This is a genomic window from Halomonas sp. RT37 (genome assembly GCF_040070525.1).
Lineage (GTDB): Bacteria > Pseudomonadota > Gammaproteobacteria > Pseudomonadales > Halomonadaceae > Halomonas > Halomonas litopenaei.
Window position 1 is genome coordinate 4,690,536 of the sequence record NZ_CP098827.1, and the last position, 22,752, is coordinate 4,713,287.

Sequence of the window (22,752 nt, forward strand, 5' to 3'; positions counted from 1 at the left end):
CGGCTGGCGCCGGACAGGGCAGAACCCGAGAGTCTTGTTGCGGGCCCCGAAGCCAGCCCTGTCATGGGCCCAGATGAAAGATCAGAGATAGCCATCAGATGATCTCCAGCTCGGCTCTGAGCGATCCCGCGGCCTTGAGCGCCTCGAGGATCGACATCAGGTCGTTGGGGGTCGCGCCGAGGGCGTTGAGGGCGTCCACCACGTCGAGCAGATTGGCGCCTTCGACCACCTGCAGGGTGCCCTGACCCTCGTCGATGGTGATATCGGAGTCCGGTACCACCGTGGTCTCGCCGCCACGGCTGAAGGGCGCCGGCTGGCTGACGCCGAAGGCGGTGTCGATGACAATCGACAGGTTGCCGTGAGCCACGGCGGCGCGCTTTAGCGTCACGCTGCCGTTGAGCACGATGGAGCCGGTGCGCGAATTCAGCACCACCTTGGCCCGGGCCGGCATCGGGGTGACGTCGACGTTCTCGACACGGGCCATGAAGTTGACCCGGGAGTTGGCGTTGGTCGGCCCGTTCAGGGCGATGACCCCGCCGTTTCTGGCCGAGGCCACCGGGTAGTCGAAGGTGTCGTTGATCGCCCGGACCACGCGCTCGGCGGTACCGAAGTCGGCCTGGTTGAGCTGCAGCTCCAGCACGCCGTCACGGCTGCCCAGCGCCAGCGGTACCGTCTGCTCGACCATGGCGCCGCCGGCGATGCGCCCGGCGGCCTGGTGGCTGATCTGCACGCTGGAGCCGGCGGACTCGGCGCCGGCACCGTTGATCAACAGGTTGCCCTGGGCCAGGGCGTAGACGTCGCCATCGGCGCCCTTCAATGGTGTCATCAACAGGGTGCCGCCGCGCAGGCTGCGGGCATTACCGATGGAAGACACCACCACGTCGAGGCGCTGGCCGGGCTGGGCGAACGGCGGCAGGTCCGCGGTGACCATCACCGCCGCCACGTTGCGCAACTGCATGTTGGTGCCCGGCGGCACGGTGATGCCGAGCTGGGACAGCATGTTGTTGAGGCTCTGGCCGGTGAACGGCGCCTGCATGGTCTGGTCACCGGAGCCGTCCAGGCCCACCACCAGGCCGTAGCCCACCAGCTGGTTGTCGCGCACCCCGGCGAAGCTGGCCAGGTCGCGGACCTTCTCGGCGCGAGCCAGGTGGGAGAAGGCCGACAGCGCGATCAGCAACACCAGCATCAGGCTGCCGAGGGTCAGGGTGGGGCGACGGGAGACAGGGTTTCTCATCATGCTCGGCCTAGAAGGGGGAAACGTTCAGGAAGAACCGCTGCATCCAGCCCATGTGCTGCGCCTCGTTGATGTAGCCGTTGCCCACGTACTCGATGCGCGCATCGGCCACCGCCGTGGACGGCACGGTGTTCTGGGTGGTGATGAAACGCGGATTGACCACCCCGCCGAAGCGGATGAACTCGGTGCCCTGGTTGATCGCGATCTGCTTCTCGCCGCGCACCCTGAGGTTGCCGTTGTTCATCACCTCGATCACCGAGACGGTAATGGTGCCGGTAAAGGAGTTGTTGGCCTCGGAGCCACCGCCGCCCTCGAAATCTGTATCGCCGTCGATCTCGAAGCCGTAGTCCATCAATTCCTCCAGGCCTTCCGGCACCTGGGAGAAGGTCAGGCTGGAGCCGCCGTCACGGTCGGCGTTGGAGCGGGAGTTCTTGCTGGCGCTGACCTCTTCGTCCAGCACGATGGTCAGGATGTCGCCGACGCTGCGCGGACGACGATCCTCGAACAGCGGCTGATAGCCCCGGGCCTTCTGGAAGATCGAGCCGTTGGCCACCGGCAGCGGTCGATCGGGGATCTCGATCTGCTCCTGCTCGCCCACCACCGAGGCGTGGGGAATCTGGGCGCAGCCGGCAAGCGTCAGCAGCACCAGGGCCAGCGCCAGTGTCGCCAGGCGCAGAACAGCATGAGCCCCACCGTGTGGCGCGCCAGATGATGAGGTCGTGTCAGGGTGCATGGCCGTCTCCAGTGCCACCGAGGGGCGTTGGCAAATTATTGTCGGGGTCATGGCTAGAGTTGTGCCAGGCGCGCCAGCATCTCATCGCTGGTCTGCACCGCCTTGGAGTTGATCTCGTAGGCACGCTGGGTCTGGATCATGCTGACCATCTCCTCCACCACGTTGACGTTGGAGGTCTCCACATAGCCCTGGAGCAGGCGGCCGGCGCCGTTCATGCCCGGCATCAGTTCGTTGCGCGGCCCCGATGAGCTGGTCTCGAGGTACAGGTTGCCGCCGATGGACTGAAGTCCGGTGGCGTTGACGAAGGTGGAGATGGTGATCTGGCCCACCTCGTCGGACTCGCTGGTGCCGGGCTGGGTCACCGAGACCACGCCGTCCTCGCCGATGTCCACCGACAGGGCGTTGTCGGGGATGATGATGGCCGGCTCCAGCGGGTAGCCGTTGGCGGTGACCATCTGGCCGTTCTCGTCGAGCTGGAAGCTGCCGTCGCGGGTGAAGGCGGTGGTGCCGTCGGGCATCAGCACCTGGAAGAAACCCTTGCCGTTGATCGCCAGGTCACGCGAGTTCTCGGTAGCCTCGAGCCCGCCCTGGGTGTGCAGGCGCTCGGTGGCCACCGGACGCACGCCGGAGCCGATCTGCATGCCCGAGGGCAGGCGGTCCTGGACGTTGTTCTGGGCGCCGGGCTGGCGCATGTTCTGGTACAGAAGGTCCTCGAACACCGCCCGGGACTGTTTGAAGCCGTTGGTCGAGACGTTGGCCAGATTGTTGGAAATCACGTCCAGCTGGACCTGCTGGGATTCGAGTCCGGTCTTGGCCGTCCACAGCGACTTGATCATGGTTCTTCTCTCCCTCGGTCAGGAGACTCCCCTGACCGCTCAATAATTCGGCCCTGGCCGTCGGTTGAAGGGCTCAGCCGTTCAACGACAGCAGGCTGTTGGCCTTCTGGGCGTTCTCGTCGGCGGTGCTGATCATCTTGGTCTGCAGCTCGTAGCGCCGCGCCACATCGATCATCGCCACCATGGACTCCACCGGATTGACGTTGCTGCCCTCCAGCGCCCCGCTGACCACCCGTACCTGGTCGGAGGCCGCCAGGGCGGCAGGCTCGCCATTCTCTCCGATGGAGCGAAACAGGCCGTCGCCGCCCCGGGTCAGCTCGCCGGGCTGCGGCTCGACCAGCTTGAGCCGGCCGATCTCGGCCAGGGCGTCGGGGTCCTGGCCCATGCCGATCGCACTGATGGTGCCGTCGGCACCGAGGAACAGCTCGGCCTCCAGCGGCACCTGGATCGGCCCACCCTCGCCGATCACCGGGCGCCCCACCGAGGTCAGCAGGCCGTTGCCATCCACCTGCAGGTCACCGCGTCGGGTGTAGGCCTCGCTGCCGTCATCGCTTTCCACCGCGAAGAAGCCGTCACCGTCGATGGCCACGTCCAGGGTGCGACCGGTGCGGGTGATGGCCCCCGGGGAAAAGTCCGCCCCCGGGGTCGAGGCGGCGGTGGACACCCGGGTGTCGAGACGCGCCTCGCCCTCGACCGGCACCGCGCGCATGGCGTGAAGCTGGGCGCGAAAGCCGGTGGTCGAGGCGTTGGCCAGGTTGTGGCTGACCACCGACTGCTGCTCCATGGTCTGGCGTGCGCCGCTCATGGCGGTGTAGAGCATGCGATCCATCTACGACTCCCCTGGAAGGTGTGAGAGGCCGCTGCCCGAGGCAGCGGTCCGGCGTGGTCATCAGCGCAGGTTGATGGCGGTCTGCAGCACTTCGTCCTGGGTCTTGATGGTCTGCGAATTGGCCTGGTAGGCGCGCTGGGTGACGATCATGCTCACCAGCTCCTTGGCCATGTCGACGTTGGAGGTCTCGATGGCGCCGGACTGAATGCCGCCCAGCAGGCCGGTACCCGGGGCACCGACCAGCTCCTGGCCGGAGGCATCGGTGGCGGCCCAGGTGTTGTCACCGGCGGGTGACAGGCCCTCGGGGTTGCGGAAGCTGGCCAGGGCGATCTGGCCAGCCGGGCGGGTCTGCTCGTTGGAGTAGCTGCGCACTACGGTGCCGTCACTGTCGATGCTGATGCCGACCAGGGCGCCGGAGGTATAACCGTTCTGGTTGAGCGAGGTGGTGCTGGCGTTGTTGCCGAACTGGGTGGAGCCGGAAATATCGAAGGTCAGTGCCATGTCGTTGGCGCCGCCCAGGAAGGGGTCGTTGGGAAAGGTCAGTGCGAACTGGCCGTTACCCGGTGTCGTCAGCTGGCCGTTCTCGTTGAACGTCATGTCCATGGTCTGCGGCTCGGCAGGGGTGGCACCATCCATCAGCACCATGCCGTCCATCGCGGTGGTGGCGGTCCACTGGTTGTCGCCGGTCTTCTCGTAGTAGACGGTGACATTGCGCGGGTTACCCAGCGAGTCGTAGGCGGTGAAGTTGTTGGAGTAGTGGTAATCGACCGGGACACTGGCGGAGCCGTCGGAGCCCGCCAGGGTGACGCTGTTGAGGTCTTCGCCGACGACCTTGCGCGAGTCCAGGTTGAAGGTGGTGGACACCTCGGTGGTGGCGCTGGCCGGCATCTCGTCGGCCTCGATCTGCAGTACCTCGGGCTGGCCGCCCACCTGGACCGCACCGGCGGCGTTGACGCCGTAACCCATGATGCGCGCGCCCTGGGCGTTCTGCAGGTAGCCGTCCGGGGTCATGGTCAACTGGCCGTTGCGGCTGTACACCACCTGGCCGTTCTGCTCCATGCGGAAGAAGCCGTCGCCGCTGATGCCCAGGTCCAGCGGCCGGTTGGTGGACTCCAGGTTGCCGCCGCTGAAGTCCTGCAGCACGGTGGAGACCTTGGTACCCAGGCCGATCTGGGAGTTGGCGAAGACGTCGGCGAACTGCGCACTACCGCTCTTGTAGCCCACGGTCTGGGAGTTGGCGATATTGTTGCCCAGCACGTCCAGGCTGTCGGCGGCGGCGTTCAGACCACTCAGCGCTTGTGAAAAACCCATGTCACTCTCCTTATACGTTTCCCTGCGTCGATGACCCGACGGTCATCCTGCGTTCGCTACAGAATCTGGCGGATATCGCTCAGCGCCACCTGCCCGTAGACGGCACCCAGATCGAGTTGCACCTGGCCGCTGTCATCCGCCGGGGACACCCCGCCGACCTGGGCGTAGTTGAGCGCGGTCACCGCAAGCTCCTCGCCCTCGACACCGGTGGCCTCGATGCTGACGTGATAGGCACCTTCGGGGGCCGCCACGCCTTCACCTGTCATGCCGTCCCACTGGAACGACTCGGTCCCGGCGGAGGCCGGGCCCAGGTTGTAGCTGTTGATGACCTCGCCGGACTCGTTGGTGATGGTCACCTTGACCTCGGCGGCGGGGCTTTCCAGCTCGACGCCAAAGGGCGTGGAGACCGGCGCGCCTTCATCGTTGTGGGCCATGACGATGCGATCCCCCGGCACCAGCACGCCCTTGCCGATCAGCCCGGTGGCCTGCAACGCCTGGCCGGCGTTGATCTGGCCGGTGATCGACGACATGGTCTCGTTGAGAGACTCGATGCCGGAAACCGTGTTGATCTGGGCCAACTGCGAGGTCATCTCGCTGTTGTCCATGGGATTGAGCGGATCCTGGTTCTGCAGCTGGGTCACCAGCATGGTCATGAAGTTGTCGCCGAGCTCGTCGGACGCCTGCTTGGAGCTGGCCTGAGCAGTGGCGGCGTTGACCGACTGGTAAACGCTTGCATCGATGGTGTTGGCCATGGGATCAGCCCTCGCCCAGGGTCAGGGTCTTGAGCATCAGCTGCTTGCTGGTGTTCATGACCTCGACGTTGGCTTGATAGGAGCGGGAGGCGGAGATCATGTTGACCATCTCGCCCACCGGGTCGACGTTGGGCATCGCCACGTAGCCGGCGTCATCGGCCAGCGGGTGCTCGGGGCGATACTCCTGGCGCAGCGGCGAGGGGTCCTCGACCACCTCACGCACACCGACGCCGCCGATGCCATCGCTGGCGGCGCGGGACTCGAACACCGCCTGGCGGGCGCGGTAGGCCTCGCCGTCGGGGCCGGCCACGCTGTCGGCGTTGGCCATATTGCTGGCGGTGACGTTCATGCGCTGGGCCTGGGCGGACATCGCCGAGGCGGAGATATCGAAGATCGAAAACATCGACATGGGGCGCTCTCCCTGCTTGGAAACTGAGATGGACCGGGCTTACTGCTCGGGCTGCATGGCCTGCTTGAGGCCCTGGATGCGACTGTTGAGGATCGTCAGCGCGGCCTGGTAACGCACCGAGTTGTCGGTGAAGGCGGCCCGCTCGCGGTCCATGTCCACGGTGTTGCCGTCGAGGCTGGCCTGCTCCGGTACGCGGTACTTGAGCTCGCTGCCGCCCAGCGACATGGCCTGACCATGGCCCGACAGGTGATGGCTGGACGTCCGCGCCAGGGCCAGACCCGGCTGATTCGCCCCCTTGGTCGCGGCTTCCAGGGCCTGGGAAAAGTCCATGTCGCGGGCCTTGTAGCCGGGGGTATCGGCATTGGCGATATTGCTGGCCAGGACCTTCTGGCGTTCCTGTCTAAGCGACAGGGCCTGCTGGTGAAAAGCGAGCGAGGCCTCGAGCTGATCGATCATCCCGGTGCGCTCCGTAAGCAAGGGAACAAAGAGACAAGGGGTTCGACGATGAAGAATACCCAGGCCCCTGTCTGCACAAAGCCGTGAACAGCCCCCATTACCACGCCCATTTCAGACCATGCGTCGATGCCCGCTTCTCTACACTGGTGTGCCATGGCCCTTGAATGGCCAGGAAAGCGCCCTTGAAACGGCCCAGGGCGCTACAGATCGCACCGACCACCGGTAACCCGATGTCTCGATCCTCATCTCTTGTACAAGCCACTGCTTCCCTGTCCTGGGTCATCGCCCGGGCGGCGCTGGTACTGTGTGTCAGCACGGGCTTTGCCGCCAGTACCGGCCACGCCGCCGCCCAGGCCAGCGGCCAGGCGGTCGATGACGGCGGGGTCGATGCGGGCACCGGGGAAGCGCTGACACGGGTGGAGAGCTTTCTGTTCGAGCAGGCCCTGGCCGACGGCGCCCGGCCAGGCGATCTGGAGATTCAGGTATTCCCGCCGGCGGCAAGCCTCGCCGACTGCCGCCAGCCCGAGCCCTTCCTGCCCCGGGCGGGGAGTCGTCTGGCCGGACGCGTCTCGGTGGGACTTCGCTGCGAGGGTGAGCGCCATCGCAGTCGCTATCTGCAGGCCGAAATCACCCGGCTGGGCGAGCGCCTGGTGGCGGCGCGGGACATCGCCCCCGGCGAGCGCCTGAGCGCCGACATGCTGACCAGCGAGCGCTTCGACGTAAGCCGCCTGCCGTCCCAGGCGCTGACCGATCCACAAGCGGCCATCGGTCAGATCGCCCGACGCGGGATTCGCCAGGGTCAGGCGCTGTCGGCCCATCAGCTGACATCACCCAAGCTGGTGAGACGCGGCGAGCAGGTCGCGGTGGAAGCCAGTGGCCGGGGCTTTCGCATCAGCCGCCAGGGCGAGGCGCTGGAGGCCGGCGGCCTCGGCGATATCGTGCGGGTAAGGGTGGATCGGCGCCAGATCCTCGACGCCCGGGTGGTGGAACACGGCCGGCTGGCGGTAACCTACTAGGACGTTGATGAAAAGTGCCTGCGCTCGGTAATACGGCGTTAAAAACCGGATCAACTTGCTCATTTACTGCTAGTAAACTGCGCTGTCTCTCCGATTTTTGCCTTGTCTAACCTTCGCTCGGCGACTTTTCGTAAAACGCCCAGGACATATCTGCGAAGCGGCTGCGCTCGGCGACTTTTCGGGTGGCGGCCTGGTGGGTTTCCACAGCTAGACGGGCACAAAAATCATCCGTGCCAGCCGGCCAGACCTAAAGTTCTTGTTCTTGCGGCCGATGATGTACATAGACGCAGACATTCGGATCAACGGCGACAGCCAGCGCCTGGTCCCATCGCCATTCTCGTGAGGCCTTGCCCGTGAAGATCGATTCGCAACATCCTCTGACCCGCCCCGCCCACAGCGAGGGGCCGCAGCAGAGCGACAAGCTCCAGCAAAGCGAGACGCAAAAAGCCGCTGGCGCCGGTGTCGAAGCCGGTGCCCAGGCCCACCTGAGCCGCCCGGCGGCGGATACCAGCCAGGACATCGACAGCGCCCGGGTCGAACAGATTCGTGACGCCATCCGCGAGGGTCGCCTGGAAATCCATCCCGAACGCATCGCCGACGGCCTGATCGACAGCGTCCGCGACATGCTCGGCGATGGTTCAGAGGGCTCGCGGTCGTGAGTCTGGCCCGACTGCTCGACCAGCAGCGTGAGCGACTCGCCGAGCTGCTGGCCCTGCTGGGCGAGGAACAGGAGTGCCTGGTCCAGGGCCAGGTCGACAGCGAGGCGCTGGTGGCGCTCGCCGGCCAGAAGTCCGAGATCCAGCAAAGGCTTGCCGAGACGGAAGCGCGCCGCCATCAGGTCCAGTGCCGACTGGGCTACCCCGATGACCGCGAGGGCACCCTGCAAGCCGCTCGCGACGCCGGCTGCGAAGCCGCCTGGCAGGCCACCATGGCACTCGCTAGGGAAGTCTCCCGCGCCAACCTGCGCTGTGGCGAACTGCTGGCCCTGCGCATGGAGCACAACCAGCGCATGCTCGACCAGATCCACCGCATCGCCAACGCCAGCGTCTACCAGCCCGACGGCCGCACCCGGCTGCAGCCTTCTCGGCTCAACGTCTCGGCCTGATTTCCTGGTTCAAGGTCTTGGCTTGCCGCTTGGGCTCTCAGCTTGGACTCTCAGCCTAGACTCTCAACATCGGGCCTGACGCCTCCTCTCGGAAACACCTGCCCGGCTCTGCCACCTTGCTGGCATCAATGCCTGGCTCAGATCGCTATCGCGGGATGCGCGCCGGAGGCCGCCCAGTCCACCAGGGCCTCGCTTTCCAGCGGCGCACCGACAAGACGCCCCTGAATCCGAACCAGCCCCAGCGCCTTGATGGTATCGAGCTGTTCGGCGGTCTCGACTCCCACCGCCACCGCGACGAACTCCAGCGCCTCGAGGCAGCGCATCAGCGCCGCCACACTCTGGCGCATGCTGGTGGAGGGATCGGCCAGGGTCTTGAGGGTATCCGGCCCCAGCTTGCCCAGGGTCACCGGCAGCGAGGCCATGCCGAACAGATCCACCGGGGAGCGGCCCAGCCCATCGACGCCGAGCCGCACGCCCAAAGCGACGATACGCCTTAACAGGTGGGACTGGCGGTGGCCCACCTCGAACAACCCCGCGCCATCCACCTCCAGGCACAACCAGTCGAGGCACTCGTGGCGATAGTGGCCGCCCGCCTCTTTCTCGGCACCCGCCTCCCCCTTCGCGCCAGACTCGCATAGCTGGCGCAGGTAGAGATCCAGGGCGCGGCCATCGAAGCCGTCCTGATCCAGCAGGCAATGGTGAATGTTCACCGAGATATCCCAGTCACCCAGCTCGGAGCCGGCCTCGCGCCAGCGCCGGCGCTGGGCCACGACTTCCTTGAGCACCCAGCGATCTAGCCGGTCGACCAGCTGCATTTCGGCGGCGAGTGCGACAAATTCCCCCGGCGCGACCTCGCCACGCTGAGGATGTCGCCAGCGCACCAGCGCCTCGAGCCCGCAGCAGCGCCGAGTGATCAGATCGAACTGGGGCTGATACACCAGATAGAACTGCTGATCGGGGAACATCAGCGCTTCCTGCAGCTCGTGACGGAAGCGCTGCTGGCGCTCCATCAGACGCTGCAGGCTGCCGTCGTAAAAGGCGAAACCACCAGGCACGGCCTCTTCCAGCGCCTTTTCGGCGTGGGCCAGCAGCTCACCGGCTTCCTCGCCGTCTTCCGGGCACAGGACGATGCCGATACGCGGCTCGATCAGGGCGGGCCGATAGCCGGACAGGGTAAAGGGCGGTTCCAGCGCCTCGAGGCAGCGGTCGGCCACCAGTTGCAGGGTCTCCGGCGTGACCGGATGCTCGAGCAGCACCCCCCAGCGTTCGCGATCGACTTGCACCACGCTGTCTTCCCGGCGCAGCACGTTGACCAGTCGACGTCCGGCCCGGCGCGACACCCGCGACGCCATCTCGCCGCCATGGTCCACCAGGATGCGCGACAGGCCATGCAGCTCGATCAGCATCACGCCCAGGCGCTGGCCCAGACGGTCGGCGCGATCGAAGGCGTGGGACAGGCGGTCCTCGAAGATCCAGGTACTGGCCACATTGCCGATATCGGCATGGCGGCGATCCAGTACCGCGTCGGCGTCGGCGTCGAGATCGACGAAGGTGACCAGCCACATCAGCGGATCGGTGCCGCTGTCCAGAGCCGCATCGGCGCCTCGGTCGAAGGCCACGCAGGACATCAGCCCCAGCCGGGCGCTAGCGCTGTCATCCACCGCAAGCCAGGCCTGCTGCCAGTCCTCGCCGGGTGACAGGGTATGGTAGCTGCCCCGCTCCCCCAGCAGATTGACGAAGGGGCGAAACAGCTCGTTGAGGTTGCGGCCCTGCAGCTCGCCACCGGTGGGACAGGCCAGCTCCGTCAGCGCGGTGTTGGCCCATACCAGGCGGTCGTTGGCATCGATCAGCGCCAGCCCCACCGGGGCGCGGTCCAGCACCAGCCCCGCCACCACCGAGGGGTGATGGGCGACCTTGCCGGCGGAGGCCGCCTGCAACAGCGTCGTCGGGCCCAAGCCCGCTGATCGATCCTTAGCCATGAGCCCTGCCCAGATAGAGGTAAGCGGTGCGCATTACCTAATATAACCACTATCGGCTAGGCCGGCGTACTCTTGAGGACCGACATGAACGGTTTTTACATGAACAGGGCTAGCGCGGACGCAGGCGCAGGGCGTCCATGCCACCGTCCACCGGCAGGCAGACCCCCACCGTCGAGCGATTGGCGGGATCGGCCAGATAGGCCACCGCCTGGGCCACCTCGGCGGCGGCGACCAGCCGTCCGTGGGGCTGGCGGGCCTCCAGCGCCGCACGCTCGGCCTCGGGGTCAGGCGCCTGCGCAAGCAAGCGGCCGATCCAGGGGGTATCCGCGGTGCCGGGCGAGACACAGTTGACCCGAATGCCCTGTTGCAGGTGATCGGCCGCCATGGCTCTGGTCAAGGCCAGCACGGCGCCCTTGGTCGCCGAGTACAGGGCCCTTTGCTGAATCCCCGCGGTGGCGGCGATGGACGCCATATTGACGATGGCGGCGGCGTCCGACTCGCGCAGATGAGGCAGCGCCGCCCGAGACACCCGCGCCATGCCGGCGACGTTGACCTCCCAGGCACGCGCCCACTCCTCATCCGGGTTGCCCGCGACATCGCCCTGGGCACCGATGCCTGCGTTGTTGACCACGATATCGATACGCCCCAGCGCACTGGCGACGGCTGCCACCGCGCGCTCTACCTGCTCGCTGCTGGCGACATCGCACGCTTCCCAATGGTGTTGATTGGCGGGATCTTCGCGATCCAGCACGGCAACGCGGGCGCCTTCAGCGGCCAGGCAGTCGGCGATCGCCGCGCCGATGCCCGAGGCGCCGCCGGTGACGATGGCCACCCGTCCTTCGAATCGAGCTGTCATGGATTAGTCCTCCCAGGCACGAAATGTCTGACGCTGGCGGCCCAGGCCGTCGATCTCCACCTCGACCACGTCGCCCGGCTTGAGGTAGTCGAAGCGCCCCGAGACGGCCACCCCTTCGGGGGTTCCGGTAGAGATGACGTCGCCGGGCTCGAGCTGCATGTACTGCGACAGATCGCGCACGATCTCGGCGCAGCCGAAGATCATGTCCGAAGTGCGGGAGTCCTGGCGCGGCTCGCCGTTAACCCAGGAGCGCAGGCCCACATCGGCGGGATCGAAGGCGTCGGCGGTCACGATCCAGGGGCCCAGCGGCATATAGCCCGGGCTGCACTTGCCCTTGCTCCACTGGCCGCCGGAGACCTCAAGCTGGAACTTGCGCTCCGACAGATCGTTGGCGAGCACATAGCCACCGATGTGGCTGGCCGCTTCCTCCAGCGAGTCGCAGTAGCTGGCGGTGCTGCCGATCACGATGGCGAGCTCGACCTCCCAGTCGGTCTTTTCCGAACCGCGCGCAATGGTGACGGTGTCGTCGGGGCCGGCGACGGTGTTGGGCGTCTTGAAGAAGACGATGGGTTGCTTCGGCGGCTCGGCGCCGGACTCGGCGGCGTGGGCGGCGTAGTTCTGGCCGATGCAGATCACCGAGCCCACCGCCGCCACCGGCGAGCCGTGGCGAACCTCGTCGGCAAGCTCGACGGCGGTCAGCCGTCCGGCGTCCAGCAGCTGGCGAAGACGCGCCACGCCGTTGTCCTTCCAGAAGCCTGGCCCGAAGTCGCCCACCGGTGAGGCGTCGTAGAGCACACCTTCGACCTCGACCAGCGGCATCTCGTTACCCATCGTTCCACGGCGCAACAGCTTCATGTGTTCTCCTTCAGCAGGCCTCGCGCCTGCAGTTCGTTCCAGAAGGCCTCGGGGATATCGCACGAGGCCAGTGCATGATTTCGCTTAACCTGCTCAGGCGAGCGCATTCCGGCCATGACGTTGACCACGGCGGGGTGGCGCCACGGAAAGGCCAGCGCCGCCGCCGGCAGGCTGACGCCGTGGGCTCGCGCCACCGCGGCGAGTTCGCGGGCACGTTCGAGCACCGCCTCTGGTGCCTGGCCGTACTCGTACCAGGCGTCGGCGGGAGGCTCGTCACGCGCCAGCAGGCCCGAATTGAAGGCGCCGACGGCGACCACTCCGACCTGGTGCTCCAGGCAGGCGCTCATCAGTCCTGTCTGCTCCTGCTCCAGCAGGGTGTAGCGACCGGCCAGCATGATCAGGTCGGGCCTGGCCTGATCGACGAAGCGCTTGAGCATACCGGCGTCCTTGGAGCCCACGCCCCAGGCCGCGATCCTGCCCTGCTCGCGCAGGCGTTCGAGCTCGGGGACGGCCCCCGCCAGGGCTTCCTCGAAGCGATCCGTGGGCTCTTCCGGGTCATGGATCCAGAGGATGTCCACCGACGCCATGTCGAGGCGCGCAAGCGAGGCCTCCAGGCTCTGCCTGACGCCCTCGGCGGTGTAGTCACGCCGTCGGGTCAGGTCATCGGCCACGTGGAAGCCGTTGGCCTCGTCGCTGCCCTGGGGGGCAGGATTGGGCTCCAGCAGGCGCCCCACCTTGGTGGAGATGACGTAGTCGTCCGGCGAACGCCCCTTGAGCGCCTTGCCCAGGCGCTGCTCGGACAGCCCGAGCCCGTAGTGCGGAGCCGTGTCGTAAAACCGCAGCCCCAGCTCCCAGGCGGTGTCCACGGCGGCCAGGCAGTCCTGTTCGGGGGTGACCTTGCCCATGTTGCCGAACTGCGCCGCACCGACGCCGAGGCCCTCAAAGGCACGGCGCAGCTTGGGCGGCAGACGGCTGGCGATCGGCGATGTGGTCATCGGGCATCCCTCCTCTGATAGATGTTCAAGGCGTTGTCCTCGGCAACGGCCTGGCGCTTTTCTGCGGGCACCCGCGCCAGCACCCGCTCGCACCAGTCCTTGGGGTCCTGGCTGATCGGGCTGTCGCTGCCGAGCAGGCAGCGCTCGGCACCGAAGGTCTCAAGCGCCACGTCGACGATGTCCGCGGCGTGGCGCTCGAGTTCGTCGGCGTCACGGCACTCCGCCGGCAGACCGGACAGCTTGCAGTGGACCCTGTCGAGCTCGGCCAGGCGCGCCAGATTGCGCTGCCAGGCCTCTCGCGCGACGCCATCACGCGGGTTCGGCTTGCCCATATGGTCGAGCACCACCGTCAGCTCCGGCACCCGCTCGAGCAACGCCAGCAGGCGCGGCAGCTCCCGATCCCTGACGCAGGCATCGAAGGGCAGGCCCCAGTCGGCCAGACGCTTCAGGCCCTCGACCAGGACGGTCGAATCAAACAGCTCGCGGTCCTGCAGCAGGCGTCTGACGCCGACCACCTGGGGCACCTCGGCCAGACTCGCCAGCGCCCGCTCGGCCTGGGGAAGCTCCAGCGCGACGCTCGCCACCACGCCGTGGACCCGCCGGTCCTGCTGGGCCAGCGAGATCAGCCAGGCGGCTTCCTCGGCGGGGTCCGGGGCGTCGGCCTCGACCAGCACGTAGCGGCGGTCCTGGCCATCGGGAATCGGCGCCCGGGCGGGCAGCCCCGCATCGGCGAGCCAGGGAATCCGCACCGCACCGGTGTCCCAGACGTGAAGGTGGGTATCGATCATCACGGAACGCCTATCGTCAGCAGAAAATTGGAGTAGGGGCGGCACTCGCCGGTGGCCACCACCAGGCACACCTCGGGGCCGCGGCAGGCGTCATAGAAGGCCCAGCGATCCAGACTCGACCAGGCGATCTGCTGGCCTCCCCCATGGCGGTGGTCGGCCAGCCGCTGGCGGCACTCGACCACCGATTCGGAGGCGCCGCCCTCGGCGTCGGCCATGTAGGTGACCTCTTCCACGAACACCGCCTGGGCCAGCGTCTCCATCACCGACAGCACCGGCACCATGCCCTCGCACAGGTTGAGGTAGACCCGGCTCGCCGCTGGCGGCGCACCGGTCGAATGCGGATATAGCGCGTCGGCCACCAGCACCCTGGCGCCATGACCCGCGGCGGCCAGGCCCTCGAGCAAGGGCGGATTGAGCAGCGGGCCGCGGATCATGCCGGCACCGCCTGGCGCCGACGGGTCCACTCGGTGCCGTTCGGCCAGGCCCAGGCCGCCAGCGTCTCGGCCTTGATCTCGGCGGAATACCCCGGCTCACGCGGCAATGTATAGGCGCCATCTCGCACGACGCAGGGGTCGACGAAGTGTTCGTGCAGGTGATCGACGAATTCGGCCACCCGCCCGTCCACGGGCCCCGACACCGCGACGTGGTCGATCATCACCAGGTGATTGACCAGCTCGCACAGCCCCACCCCGCCGGCGTGGGGGCAGACGGGCTTGCCGAACTTCCTGGCCATCAGCAGCACCGGGATGATCTCGTTGACGCTGGCAAGACGGCAGGAGTCGATCTGCACGTAGTCGACCGCGTTGGCCTGCAGCAACTGCTTGAACAGCACCCGGTTCATGCCGTGCTCGCCGGTGGCGACGCCGATGCCGAGCGGGCGCACGCCATCGCCGATGCTGCGATGCCCCAGCACGTCATCCGGGCTGGTGGGCTCCTCGATCCACAAAAGGTCGTGATGGGAAAGCGCCTCGACCCGCTCGATGGCCTCGGGCACCTCCCAGATCTGGTTGGCGTCGATCATCAGCGCCACGTCGGGGCCGATCACCGAGCGAGCGATCCCCAGGCGACGTTCGTCGTCCTCCGGATTGGCGCCGACCTTGAGCTTGATATGGCGGTAGCCCTCGTCCATCGCTTCCCGACACAGGCGGGCCAGCTTCTCGTCCGAATAGCCGAGCCACCCCGCCGAGGTGGTGTAGCAGGGAAAGCCCTGCTCGCTCAGCTCGGCGATGCGCTCCTGCTGGAAGGGCCGCTGTTCCTTGAGCATCGCCACCGCCTCCTCGGCGCTCAGCACGTCACCCAGGTAGCTGAGATCCAACTGCTCGACGAGCACCTCCGGCTCCATCTCGCAGACCAGACGCCACAGCGGCAGCCCCGCATGCCGGGCCGCCAGGTCCCAGACGGCGTTCATCACCGCCGCCCGCGCCAGGTGCACCACCCCCTTGTCCGGGCCCAGCCAGCGAAGCTGCGAATCCGCCGCGAGTTCACGATAGACCGCCCCCGGGCTCTTGCAGACCTCGGCCGCGTCCCGGCCGACCAGCGGCTGGGCGAGGGCCTCCATGGCCTGCAGGCAGATCTCGTTGCCGCGACCGATGGTAAAGGTGAAGCCGCACCCATAGAGCGCGCGGTCATCGGTGACCAGCCTGAGATAGGCCGCCGAGTAGTCGGCGTCCTTGTTGACCGCGTCGGAGCCGTCGCTGCTGTCCGAGGTGGGAAAACGCAGATCCACCAGTTCGATTGAGGTGATGACGGACACGTATCGTCCTCCAGATTCATCAGATGTATTAAAGTGCTGCCGAAGTTTTCGATAGAATGGCGGGATTCGATCACCCCTTCCGAGCCGGAGCCCCTGCCATGACGCCGCCGCCCCCGTCCGAAAGCGACCAACGCCGCCCCTCCCAGTACGAGGTGGTGGTGCAAGGCATCCAGGAGATGATCGTCTCCGGTGAAATCGCTTCCGGCGACCGCCTGCCCGTCGAGTCGATCCTCGCCACCCGCTTCGCTGTCTCGCGCAGCTCGCTGCGCGAAGGGGTCAGGGCGCTGGTTGCCATGGGCATCCTCGAGACCCGCCAGGGCTCCGGCACCACCGTTACCTCGCTGGACCCGGGGCTGCTGCTGAAGCCCCTGGAGTTCTGGGCAGGCATCCAGGCCGGGACCTCGTCCCGCGACCTGCACAATGTGCGCCAGGCGCTGGAGGTGGAGGCCGCGGCGGTGGCGGCGCTGCGCCGAACCGACGAGGACATCGAGCGCCTGAAGGCCGTACTGGCCGAGGCCGAGCCCGCCATCCAGGCGCTGGACCACGAAGGTGCCATGGCCGCCGACCTGGAGTTCCACCTCAGCCTGGCGAGGATTTCCCGCAACCCCGTGCTGGTCGCCCTGCTCGAGGCGCTGTCGCGGCCGACCCTGCGGATGCGGCTGTGGCAATCGATCCACCTCGGCGGTCGTATCGCCATCACCCACCAGGAACACCTGGCCATCCTCAATGCCGTCGTCGCCGGCGACCCCAGGGGCGCCCATGCCGCCATGCAGACTCACCTCGCTCAGGTCGCCGTGGTGCTGCGGGACACCCCCGATTCGCGTTAAGGCGCTGCCAGTTCAAGAGACGCCAGCTCAGGCCAGATCACCCTCGTTGCTGGTCTCGGGCCGCGGATGACGCTGCACATAGACGCCGAAGGCCACGATCACCGCGAAGCACACCGCCACCACCAGGTAGCTGGTCTGGGCCGAGGTGATATCGATCAGCCAGCCCTGGGCCAGCGGCACCAGGGCGCCACCGACGATCGCCATCACCAGGCCGGCGGCGCCGTACTTGGTGTCCTGCCCCAGCCCTTCCAGCGAGATGCCGTAGATGGTGGGGAACAGCAGCGAGATACAGGCGCTCAGCAGCACCAGGGCCACCGCGCCGAGCAGGTTGCCGCTGAACACCGCCACCAGCGACAGCGCGACGCCGAGCACGCACATCCCGGTCATCAGCTTGCGCGGGTCCACCCGACCCATGACACCGACCATGACGAAGCGCGACACCAGGAAGACCAGCAGGGAAGCCTGCAGCCAGTAGCCGGCCTCTTCGCTGCCGACGCCCAGCGCCTCGGTCACGTAGTGGATGGTGAAGGTCCAGGTGCAGGTCTGGGCGGCCACGTTGAAGAACTGCGCCACCACCCCGAAGGCATAGCGACGGTTGCGCACCAGCCGGCCGAGGCGACTTCCCGACAGCGCCACCGTCTCGCTCTTGCGGTCCGCCATCAGCGCCTCGTGGCGCGGCACCCGCACCATGGCGATGGCTATCGCGATCACCACATAGACCAGTGCCAGGGTGATGTAGGGCCCCATCACCGCCTGCAATTCCGCCGACTGCATCTCGGTCAGCGCCTCCTGGGTGAGCGAGGCGCGCTGCTCGGCGGTGGCCGGATTGACGTGGGGCAGGATAAACACCGCGGCCAGCAGCACCCCCAGGTTCGACCCCACCGGGTTGAACGACTGGGCGAAATTCAACCGCCGAGTGGCGTTCTCGCGCGGGCCCATCGCCATCACGTAAGGATTGGCCGAGGTTTCGAGGATCGACAGCCCCGCCGCCAGGGTGAACAGCGCCACCAGGAACATCGAGTAGGTCATCATCTGGGAGGCCGGCATGAACAGAAGCCCCCCGGTGGCCGCCAGCAAGAGGCCGATCAGCACGCCACCCTTGTAGCCCAGGCGCGAATTGATCCAGGCCGCCGGGATCGCCAGGGCAAAATAGGCACCGTAGTAGGCGAACTGCACCAGCGACGCCTGCAGCGCGCTCATCGAGAACACCGAGCCGAACACCGACACCAGAGGATCAGTGAGGTTGCCGGCGAGCCCCCAGGCGGCAAAGCAGGTGACGATAAGCACAAAGGGCAAGGTCATGCCCCTGTGCAGAAAAGAGGACTTTTCCGGCGCCGACTGTTGCTCAGCCGCCGCGGTAGAGGATGCATCCACAAGTGACTCCTTGTATGTATTTGTATGTGGTTATCGAGACAATTGATCAGATGAATTTAGCTAGTGAGGGAGAAGCTAGTCGAGGTGCCACGTGAATACAAGAAATGAGAGATAAGACAAACGTCTTAGGGGATACGGCAGAGGTTATTGCAATGCTCTGTTTTAAATGAATTTTTTGTCGCTGCGACGTGGAGCAGAAAAAGCTCAAGACAGAGGCAGCACCAGGGGCGTCAGGCGAATGGCTTAGGCGCTGCCCACCGCCCTTTGCGAAAGATAGATACGATGAATAGGTCAGCCCGGCTGGCTATCGCTATGGGGGGGGGAAAGAGGAGAGAAACCTGAATTCAAGCAACAAGCGCAGCAGCTGCGGTATTCAGGGCTCCTGAATATTCCCCCAGGAAAACCTGTGCCGGTGTGCGATAGCCGAGACGCTTTCGGGGGCGGTCATTCAGCTTCTCGACCCCCTTGCGCAGCTTGGCATCGGTGACCTGTCGAAAGTCTGTTCCCTTGGGAAAGTACTGTTGTATCAGGCCATTGGTGTTCTCATTGGTCCCACGCTGCCCGGAGCAGTAGGGATCGCAGAAGTAAGTCGCTGCCGTTACCGCATTGGCCACGATCTCGTGATCCGCGAATTCCGAGCCTTTGTCCAGGGTGATGGTTAGGACAGCACCGCGGCGAGGTTTTAGCAGCTGAATCATGGCCTTTTGCGTCAGCTCAGCCGAAAGCTTGGGCAACCGTGCCGCCAGCAGATAGCCGCTACGGCGCTCGACCAGCGTGTCCAGGCCCGACTGCTTGTGCCCCCTGGACCACGGTGTCGCCCTCCCAGTAGCCAATGAAGCGCCGTTCATCGATCTCAGCCGCGCGATGCTCGATGCCCACGCGGTAGGGAATCTTACCAAGTCCTGCGCTCTTGGCTTGAGCCCGGTGCTTGCTGCGCCGTTTGGGCTGGCGGAGGTGCTTCCAGAGATCGCCACCGGAGGCCTTGTCATCCCAGATCAAGGAGTAGAACCACTGGGGACTGACGCCGACACCAGACAAGGGCGACATGAAACCGCTGATTTGCTCTGGACTCCATTCCTCTCGCAGCCGGTCGACGACAGCGGCAATCATGCTGGGCAAGCGCTTTGTCCTCTTCCAGGCAGTGCGTCACCGATGATCACTGCAGGATGGCGCTATCTCAGGATCGTAACCGCTGTCGATGGCGTTCCGACGCAACTCCCGGCTGACCGTGCTGTTGTCGATGCCAAGCTCTCTGGCTATCTGGCGTCGGCTCACGCCCAGGTCATAACGGACATAGATCTGGTATCGTTGGGTCTGGGTCAGTTGTCGGTATCCCATGCACTGCTTCACTTTGGACGGTGTGCCGAGATGAGTACCGGCGCTGCCTCTCCTGCCTCTACCTCGCGGGCCAAAGTGCTGCGGTTAATTTATGAATCCAGGTATTAAGTGGCGAAAAAAGTTTGTGTTAATGATAGTCAATACTATTCAATACCAAGCCAAAGCATGCAGATGGTAAGCCGACCTTTCAATATGGGGGATATACAGCCATATCGCCTTGAGTCGGCGCCTCAGCCGAAGGGAAGAACAGGCAGAGGCAGGTAGCAATATAGAAGGAAGAAGGCGTAGAGAGCCGCCTGAGCCGATCTTGATCTATTTTTCGTCCAGCATCGCCAGCGTATGTACCTTCTGGTCGCGGACGGCGCGATCGAGGATGGCGTGAAGCTGTTCAACGTCCTCAGGCATCTCGGACGCCATCCCGGTCGCCTCAAAGCGTTCGAGGGTCTGGTGGGTATCGTCGATGACCGCTTGAAGTTCATCGATTACTTGCTGGCATTCGTCTGTTGTCATATTTGCCTCAAGCTACCCATCAAGTTCTGTCAGAATATTATGTCGAGTTGGCACTACTCATAGCCGTCCAGAAAGCGACATAGCTTCTCGCCAAGCAGGAGAAATAGCGTGATGACCACGGTGATGCCAAGACGCAAGCCAGCAACTTCATAGGCCGCACTACCAACAATCGAAGCCGCTTGTAGGGCCTGAAAGAAGAGATAGACCCCTGCCACCACACTCAGCACTGCGGCCGAACGAAAAGCATTGGCCAAGGTAAAGGGGCTGGATGTCGCGAAAGTGCCGGGCTCATCTTCCTGTGAATGAGACTCGCTTTCGTGAATTTTATCGTTTTGCATATGCTAGCTACTTCTCTATTCAACTTGAAAAAAACGACTTTCCGGAAAGGTCGGCTATCAGTCGTTTCATGTGAATCAAGCGTCCACCATCGTCAGCGTATACTTCCGCTACTGAGTCACAGCTTTTCTTAAACCTCAAGCATCTCAGTACCTATACTCGCTCCCTCGATGCGTCGAGCATGCTGAGTATCTTCGATGGCGGTTTGTAGTTTATCGATGACTTGCTAATAGTCAGTGCTGGTCATTTTTTCTCCAAAATAACTTCCCCTTCAAACACCGAGCCATCGGGTGCCGTATACTTCCCCTTTCCTTTGATAGAGTAACCGTTATAAATCAGGAAAATCAGACTGGCACTCAGGCTTAGGGCCAAAACCGCTGGGGTTAGCGTCGCTCCACCTGCTGCAATTCCCACTGCTCCGGCGGTCCACCCTACAGGGTTCCAGAAACTCACTGCCGCAAAACCGGCACCGCCCACCACTGCGACCAAAGCCACCTTTGATGCTGTTTTTATACGGACAACATTAGCGGCCAAGGACTGGTTGGTAATGATTATGTTTCTTGTCTCAGATTTTAAGGCCTGCTTCAGCTCTTCCTTGCTACTGACCAAAGCATATTCCGTCATGTTGTCACCTGAATAGCTAATAGCATAAACGGGGCCTTTCGGCCCCGTCGTTACTTACCACTTCAGCCTTGCGGCCAAGCCTTAGCTTAGCCCAGCAGGGACAGCACGGACTGCGGCACCTGGTTGGCCTGAGCCAGCACAGAGGTACCGGCCTGCTGCAGGATCTGCGCGCGGGTCATATTGGCCACTTCCACCGCGTAGTCGGCGTCTTCGATACGCGAACGGGCGGCAGACAGGTTGGTCTCGGTGGTGCTCAGATTGGTGATTGCAGACTCGAAACGATTCTGGATCGCACCCAGTTCTGAACGCTGCTCATCGACCATCTTGAGCGCACTATCTATAGTGCCAAGCGGATTCGCTGTTGAAGAAAGACCTGCTGCAACGTCATCGTCATAGGCAGTTGCCAAACTATCAAGATCCGCGGAGTCGGTCGCGTCAATGTTAGCACCGATAGCGAATGTACCAGCCGAAGCATCAAAGGCAATATCATCGGCGGCTGTGCCTGTTGCATCGAGTTTATACAAGTTACCATTATCATCTTCGATGGCATAATTTGCATAGGTCCCGGCGTCCGCATCGAAATCACCGTAGCCACGCAGCGTTAAACTTTGTCCATCCAAAGCCCCACCTGACGCGGTGAGAGCACCTAGCCCAGAGAAGTCGACAGGCGTGGTAGTCTCCACACCTCCCGCACTTGTAGAAGTGATTTCGGTGATGGGACCAGACAAAGCACTGACGTTGAACCCATCAAGCCCAAGGCTTGCACGATCAGTTTTTTCCAAGTTGACACTGATGTTCTCACCATCGTTAGCACCAACTTGGATACTGAGATTTTGCGTACTAGCAAGAACCTTTACGCCATTGAAGTCAGTTTCTTCAGAAATACGATCAATCTCATCGAGACGCTGGTTAATTTCGTCCTGAATGGATTGTTTATCTTCAGTAGAGTTTGTTCCATTCTGGGCCTGAACGGTCAGTTCACGCACACGCTGCAGGTTATCGTTAACCTGGTTGAGCGCGCCTTCAGCAGTCTGGGCAACGGAGATACCGTCGTTGGCATTGCGCTGGGCCTGGGACAGACCAGTGATCTGGGAGGACATGCGGTTGGCGATGGCCTGGCCGGCGGCGTCGTCCTTGGCGCTGTTGATGCGCAGGCCGGAGGACAGGCGCTCCATGGAGGTGGTCAGGGCGCTCTTGGACGCGTTGAGGTTCTGCTGACCAATCATGGAAGTGATATTGGTATTGATCACGGACATGGTGTCATCCTTCCTTAAAGGGTTGGGCTCCATTGGCGGACCGTCTTGGCCTGCCGCAACGGCGCCGTTGGCCGTTACCCTCTTTATCGGTGGCTCGTCGAAAAGCTTTAGCCCTGGCGGGCAAATTTCTTTGGAAGGCTCTTGCCTGGGGGCTTGCTTGACCGCCTGCTGGGCCGCCTGCGGCTGCTTTTCACCGGGTCTGCGCCGGCTCTTTACCGGGGCTGCGCCGCTTTTCATCAGGTCCGCATCAGGCCTGCACTCGCTCTTCACTCGCTCGCCCCCCTCACCGGCTCTTTATCGGCTCTTTATCGGCTCTCCATCGGGTCTTCACCCGCGCTTAATCGGGTCTGTGACTGTTCTGCATGCTTTCCTGTGCCCTCTTTGTGCCCATTCGCTGAAGCATGCCCTCTACGGTTGTCCCCCTCGCGCCCTTGCTGGACGCTGACTCTGGTAGTGGATGCTGACATCAGGGGCTAGCACTCGCGGGTGATTGAGGTATGTTGAAGACTGTTTTGGTGCCATTTCGAGCAAACGCGTCCAGGGATACCGGACCGCCCGTCCAAAGGCGCCTTTGCCTCGG

Annotated in this window: 26 protein-coding genes; 4 read left to right on the top strand and 22 right to left on the bottom strand. The window is 64.5% G+C overall.

The features are described 5' to 3' along the window. Positions 1 to 94: 94 nt before the first annotated feature. From NFG58_RS20410 to flgB, 8 genes are all read right to left on the bottom strand, one after another. Positions 95 to 1,186 (bottom strand): flagellar basal body P-ring protein FlgI, encoded by a 1,092-nt coding sequence (locus NFG58_RS20410; protein ID WP_274601887.1) that lies wholly within the window; start codon positions 1,184 to 1,186, stop codon positions 95 to 97. 58 nt (positions 1,187 to 1,244) lie between these two features. Continuing rightward, complete coding sequence (locus NFG58_RS20415; protein WP_045992589.1) at positions 1,245 to 1,967, bottom strand: flagellar basal body L-ring protein FlgH; 723 nt, start codon at positions 1,965 to 1,967, stop codon at positions 1,245 to 1,247. Between the two features lie 53 nt (positions 1,968 to 2,020). Continuing rightward, positions 2,021 to 2,803 (bottom strand): flagellar basal-body rod protein FlgG, encoded by a 783-nt coding sequence (gene flgG / locus NFG58_RS20420; protein ID WP_045992588.1) that lies wholly within the window; start codon positions 2,801 to 2,803, stop codon positions 2,021 to 2,023. 73 nt (positions 2,804 to 2,876) lie between these two features. Then, on the bottom strand, positions 2,877 to 3,632 hold the full coding sequence (flgF, locus tag NFG58_RS20425; protein WP_045992587.1) for a flagellar basal-body rod protein FlgF: 756 nt from the start codon (positions 3,630 to 3,632) through the stop codon (positions 2,877 to 2,879). A 60-nt stretch (positions 3,633 to 3,692) separates the two neighbouring features. Beyond that, a complete protein-coding gene (gene flgE / locus NFG58_RS20430; protein ID WP_348827266.1) occupies positions 3,693 to 4,943 on the bottom strand; it encodes a flagellar hook protein FlgE in 1,251 nt (416 codons plus the stop codon). Between the two features lie 56 nt (positions 4,944 to 4,999). Beyond that, a complete protein-coding gene (flgD, locus tag NFG58_RS20435) occupies positions 5,000 to 5,695 on the bottom strand; it encodes a flagellar hook assembly protein FlgD (protein WP_045992585.1) in 696 nt (231 codons plus the stop codon). Between the two features lie 4 nt (positions 5,696 to 5,699). Further along, positions 5,700 to 6,104 carry a flagellar basal body rod protein FlgC gene (gene flgC / locus NFG58_RS20440; protein WP_045992584.1) on the bottom strand — a complete coding sequence of 135 codons (405 nt, stop codon included), beginning with the start codon at positions 6,102 to 6,104 and terminating at the stop codon, positions 5,700 to 5,702. 39 nt (positions 6,105 to 6,143) lie between these two features. Next, positions 6,144 to 6,560: a flagellar basal body rod protein FlgB gene (gene flgB / locus NFG58_RS20445; RefSeq protein WP_108132049.1), complete on the bottom strand. Its 417-nt coding sequence runs from the start codon at positions 6,558 to 6,560 to the stop codon at positions 6,144 to 6,146. A 182-nt stretch (positions 6,561 to 6,742) separates the two neighbouring features. Here flgB and flgA point away from each other — a divergent pair, with 182 nt between their 5' ends. From flgA to NFG58_RS20460, 3 genes are all read left to right on the top strand, one after another. After that, positions 6,743 to 7,576, top strand: coding sequence for a flagellar basal body P-ring formation chaperone FlgA (gene flgA / locus NFG58_RS20450; RefSeq protein WP_348827267.1), 834 nt, complete (start codon positions 6,743 to 6,745; stop codon positions 7,574 to 7,576). A gap of 353 nt (positions 7,577 to 7,929) precedes the next feature. Continuing rightward, positions 7,930 to 8,235, top strand: coding sequence for a flagellar biosynthesis anti-sigma factor FlgM (flgM, locus tag NFG58_RS20455; RefSeq protein WP_348827268.1), 306 nt, complete (start codon positions 7,930 to 7,932; stop codon positions 8,233 to 8,235). Continuing rightward, positions 8,232 to 8,681, top strand: coding sequence for a flagellar protein FlgN (locus NFG58_RS20460; protein WP_045994752.1), 450 nt, complete (start codon positions 8,232 to 8,234; stop codon positions 8,679 to 8,681). Before flgM ends, NFG58_RS20460 begins: the two co-directional genes overlap by 4 nt. A gap of 137 nt (positions 8,682 to 8,818) precedes the next feature. Here NFG58_RS20460 and NFG58_RS20465 read toward each other — a convergent pair whose 3' ends face one another. The 7 genes from NFG58_RS20465 to NFG58_RS20495 all read right to left on the bottom strand — a co-directional run bounded on the left by NFG58_RS20465 (position 8,819) and on the right by NFG58_RS20495 (position 15,907). Next, a complete protein-coding gene (locus NFG58_RS20465; protein ID WP_348827269.1) occupies positions 8,819 to 10,636 on the bottom strand; it encodes an EAL domain-containing protein in 1,818 nt (605 codons plus the stop codon). 133 nt (positions 10,637 to 10,769) lie between these two features. Next, complete coding sequence (locus NFG58_RS20470; RefSeq protein WP_108132045.1) at positions 10,770 to 11,516, bottom strand: SDR family oxidoreductase; 747 nt, start codon at positions 11,514 to 11,516, stop codon at positions 10,770 to 10,772. A 3-nt stretch (positions 11,517 to 11,519) separates the two neighbouring features. Beyond that, a complete protein-coding gene (locus NFG58_RS20475) occupies positions 11,520 to 12,371 on the bottom strand; it encodes a fumarylacetoacetate hydrolase family protein (RefSeq protein WP_348827270.1) in 852 nt (283 codons plus the stop codon). Continuing rightward, the gene (locus NFG58_RS20480; protein WP_348827271.1) at positions 12,368 to 13,366 is read right to left on the bottom strand and encodes an aldo/keto reductase; all 999 of its coding nucleotides are present in this window, start codon (positions 13,364 to 13,366) and stop codon (positions 12,368 to 12,370) included. The genes NFG58_RS20475 and NFG58_RS20480 overlap by 4 nt, the downstream gene beginning before the upstream one ends. Beyond that, the gene (locus NFG58_RS20485) at positions 13,363 to 14,154 is read right to left on the bottom strand and encodes an amidohydrolase family protein (protein WP_348827272.1); all 792 of its coding nucleotides are present in this window, start codon (positions 14,152 to 14,154) and stop codon (positions 13,363 to 13,365) included. The genes NFG58_RS20480 and NFG58_RS20485 overlap by 4 nt, the downstream gene beginning before the upstream one ends. After that, positions 14,154 to 14,588, bottom strand: coding sequence for an RbsD/FucU family protein (locus tag NFG58_RS20490; RefSeq protein WP_348827273.1), 435 nt, complete (start codon positions 14,586 to 14,588; stop codon positions 14,154 to 14,156). The genes NFG58_RS20485 and NFG58_RS20490 overlap by 1 nt, the downstream gene beginning before the upstream one ends. After that, a complete protein-coding gene (locus NFG58_RS20495; RefSeq protein WP_348827274.1) occupies positions 14,585 to 15,907 on the bottom strand; it encodes an L-fuconate dehydratase in 1,323 nt (440 codons plus the stop codon). The genes NFG58_RS20490 and NFG58_RS20495 overlap by 4 nt, the downstream gene beginning before the upstream one ends. 98 nt (positions 15,908 to 16,005) lie before the next feature. Here NFG58_RS20495 and NFG58_RS20500 point away from each other — a divergent pair, with 98 nt between their 5' ends. Beyond that, positions 16,006 to 16,734, top strand: a complete 729-nt coding sequence (locus NFG58_RS20500) for a FadR/GntR family transcriptional regulator (protein ID WP_222568663.1) — start codon at positions 16,006 to 16,008, stop codon at positions 16,732 to 16,734. A 27-nt stretch (positions 16,735 to 16,761) separates the two neighbouring features. Here NFG58_RS20500 and fucP read toward each other — a convergent pair whose 3' ends face one another. The 7 genes from fucP to NFG58_RS20535 all read right to left on the bottom strand — a co-directional run bounded on the left by fucP (position 16,762) and on the right by NFG58_RS20535 (position 22,172). Further along, positions 16,762 to 18,108, bottom strand: a complete 1,347-nt coding sequence (fucP, locus tag NFG58_RS20505) for an L-fucose:H+ symporter permease (protein ID WP_222568662.1) — start codon at positions 18,106 to 18,108, stop codon at positions 16,762 to 16,764. Positions 18,109 to 18,452: 344 nt separating this feature from the next. Next, the gene (locus NFG58_RS20510) at positions 18,453 to 18,956 is read right to left on the bottom strand and encodes an IS30 family transposase (RefSeq protein WP_222568661.1); all 504 of its coding nucleotides are present in this window, start codon (positions 18,954 to 18,956) and stop codon (positions 18,453 to 18,455) included. Next, positions 18,865 to 19,227, bottom strand: coding sequence for a hypothetical protein (locus NFG58_RS20515; RefSeq protein ID WP_222568778.1), 363 nt, complete (start codon positions 19,225 to 19,227; stop codon positions 18,865 to 18,867). Before NFG58_RS20515 ends, NFG58_RS20510 begins: the two co-directional genes overlap by 92 nt. Before the next feature lie 531 nt (positions 19,228 to 19,758). Continuing rightward, on the bottom strand, positions 19,759 to 19,956 hold the full coding sequence (locus NFG58_RS20520) for a hypothetical protein (RefSeq protein ID WP_222568659.1): 198 nt from the start codon (positions 19,954 to 19,956) through the stop codon (positions 19,759 to 19,761). A 53-nt stretch (positions 19,957 to 20,009) separates the two neighbouring features. Further along, entirely contained in the window at positions 20,010 to 20,294 is a 285-nt protein-coding gene (locus NFG58_RS20525; RefSeq protein ID WP_222568658.1) for a hypothetical protein, read from the bottom strand. 241 nt (positions 20,295 to 20,535) lie between these two features. After that, on the bottom strand, positions 20,536 to 20,916 hold the full coding sequence (locus tag NFG58_RS20530; RefSeq protein ID WP_222568657.1) for a hypothetical protein: 381 nt from the start codon (positions 20,914 to 20,916) through the stop codon (positions 20,536 to 20,538). A gap of 86 nt (positions 20,917 to 21,002) precedes the next feature. Continuing rightward, a complete protein-coding gene (locus NFG58_RS20535) occupies positions 21,003 to 22,172 on the bottom strand; it encodes a FliC/FljB family flagellin (RefSeq protein WP_222568656.1) in 1,170 nt (389 codons plus the stop codon). Positions 22,173 to 22,752: the final 580 nt, after the last annotated feature.

Coding starts and splice junctions, on each gene's coding strand:
- NFG58_RS20410 (WP_274601887.1), bottom strand. CDS start 1,186: ATGCTGGTGTTGCTGATCGCGCTGTCGGCCTTCTCCCACCTGGCTCGC.
- NFG58_RS20415 (WP_045992589.1), bottom strand. CDS start 1,967: ATGCACCCTGACACGACCTCATCATCTGGCGCGCCACACGGTGGGGCT.
- flgG (WP_045992588.1), bottom strand. CDS start 2,803: ATGATCAAGTCGCTGTGGACGGCCAAGACCGGACTCGAATCCCAGCAG.
- flgF (WP_045992587.1), bottom strand. CDS start 3,632: ATGGATCGCATGCTCTACACCGCCATGAGCGGCGCACGCCAGACCATG.
- flgE (WP_348827266.1), bottom strand. CDS start 4,943: ATGGGTTTTTCACAAGCGCTGAGTGGTCTGAACGCCGCCGCCGACAGC.
- flgD (WP_045992585.1), bottom strand. CDS start 5,695: ATGGCCAACACCATCGATGCAAGCGTTTACCAGTCGGTCAACGCCGCC.
- flgC (WP_045992584.1), bottom strand. CDS start 6,104: ATGTCGATGTTTTCGATCTTCGATATCTCCGCCTCGGCGATGTCCGCC.
- flgB (WP_108132049.1), bottom strand. CDS start 6,560: ATGATCGATCAGCTCGAGGCCTCGCTCGCTTTTCACCAGCAGGCCCTG.
- NFG58_RS20470 (WP_108132045.1), bottom strand. CDS start 11,516: ATGACAGCTCGATTCGAAGGACGGGTGGCCATCGTCACCGGCGGCGCC.
- NFG58_RS20475 (WP_348827270.1), bottom strand. CDS start 12,371: ATGAAGCTGTTGCGCCGTGGAACGATGGGTAACGAGATGCCGCTGGTC.
- NFG58_RS20480 (WP_348827271.1), bottom strand. CDS start 13,366: ATGACCACATCGCCGATCGCCAGCCGTCTGCCGCCCAAGCTGCGCCGT.
- NFG58_RS20485 (WP_348827272.1), bottom strand. CDS start 14,154: ATGATCGATACCCACCTTCACGTCTGGGACACCGGTGCGGTGCGGATT.
- NFG58_RS20490 (WP_348827273.1), bottom strand. CDS start 14,588: ATGATCCGCGGCCCGCTGCTCAATCCGCCCTTGCTCGAGGGCCTGGCC.
- NFG58_RS20500 (WP_222568663.1), top strand. CDS start 16,006: ATGACGCCGCCGCCCCCGTCCGAAAGCGACCAACGCCGCCCCTCCCAG.
- NFG58_RS20510 (WP_222568661.1), bottom strand. CDS start 18,956: ATGAACGGCGCTTCATTGGCTACTGGGAGGGCGACACCGTGGTCCAGG.
- NFG58_RS20520 (WP_222568659.1), bottom strand. CDS start 19,956: ATGACAACAGACGAATGCCAGCAAGTAATCGATGAACTTCAAGCGGTC.
- NFG58_RS20525 (WP_222568658.1), bottom strand. CDS start 20,294: ATGCAAAACGATAAAATTCACGAAAGCGAGTCTCATTCACAGGAAGAT.
- NFG58_RS20530 (WP_222568657.1), bottom strand. CDS start 20,916: ATGACGGAATATGCTTTGGTCAGTAGCAAGGAAGAGCTGAAGCAGGCC.
- NFG58_RS20535 (WP_222568656.1), bottom strand. CDS start 22,172: ATGTCCGTGATCAATACCAATATCACTTCCATGATTGGTCAGCAGAAC.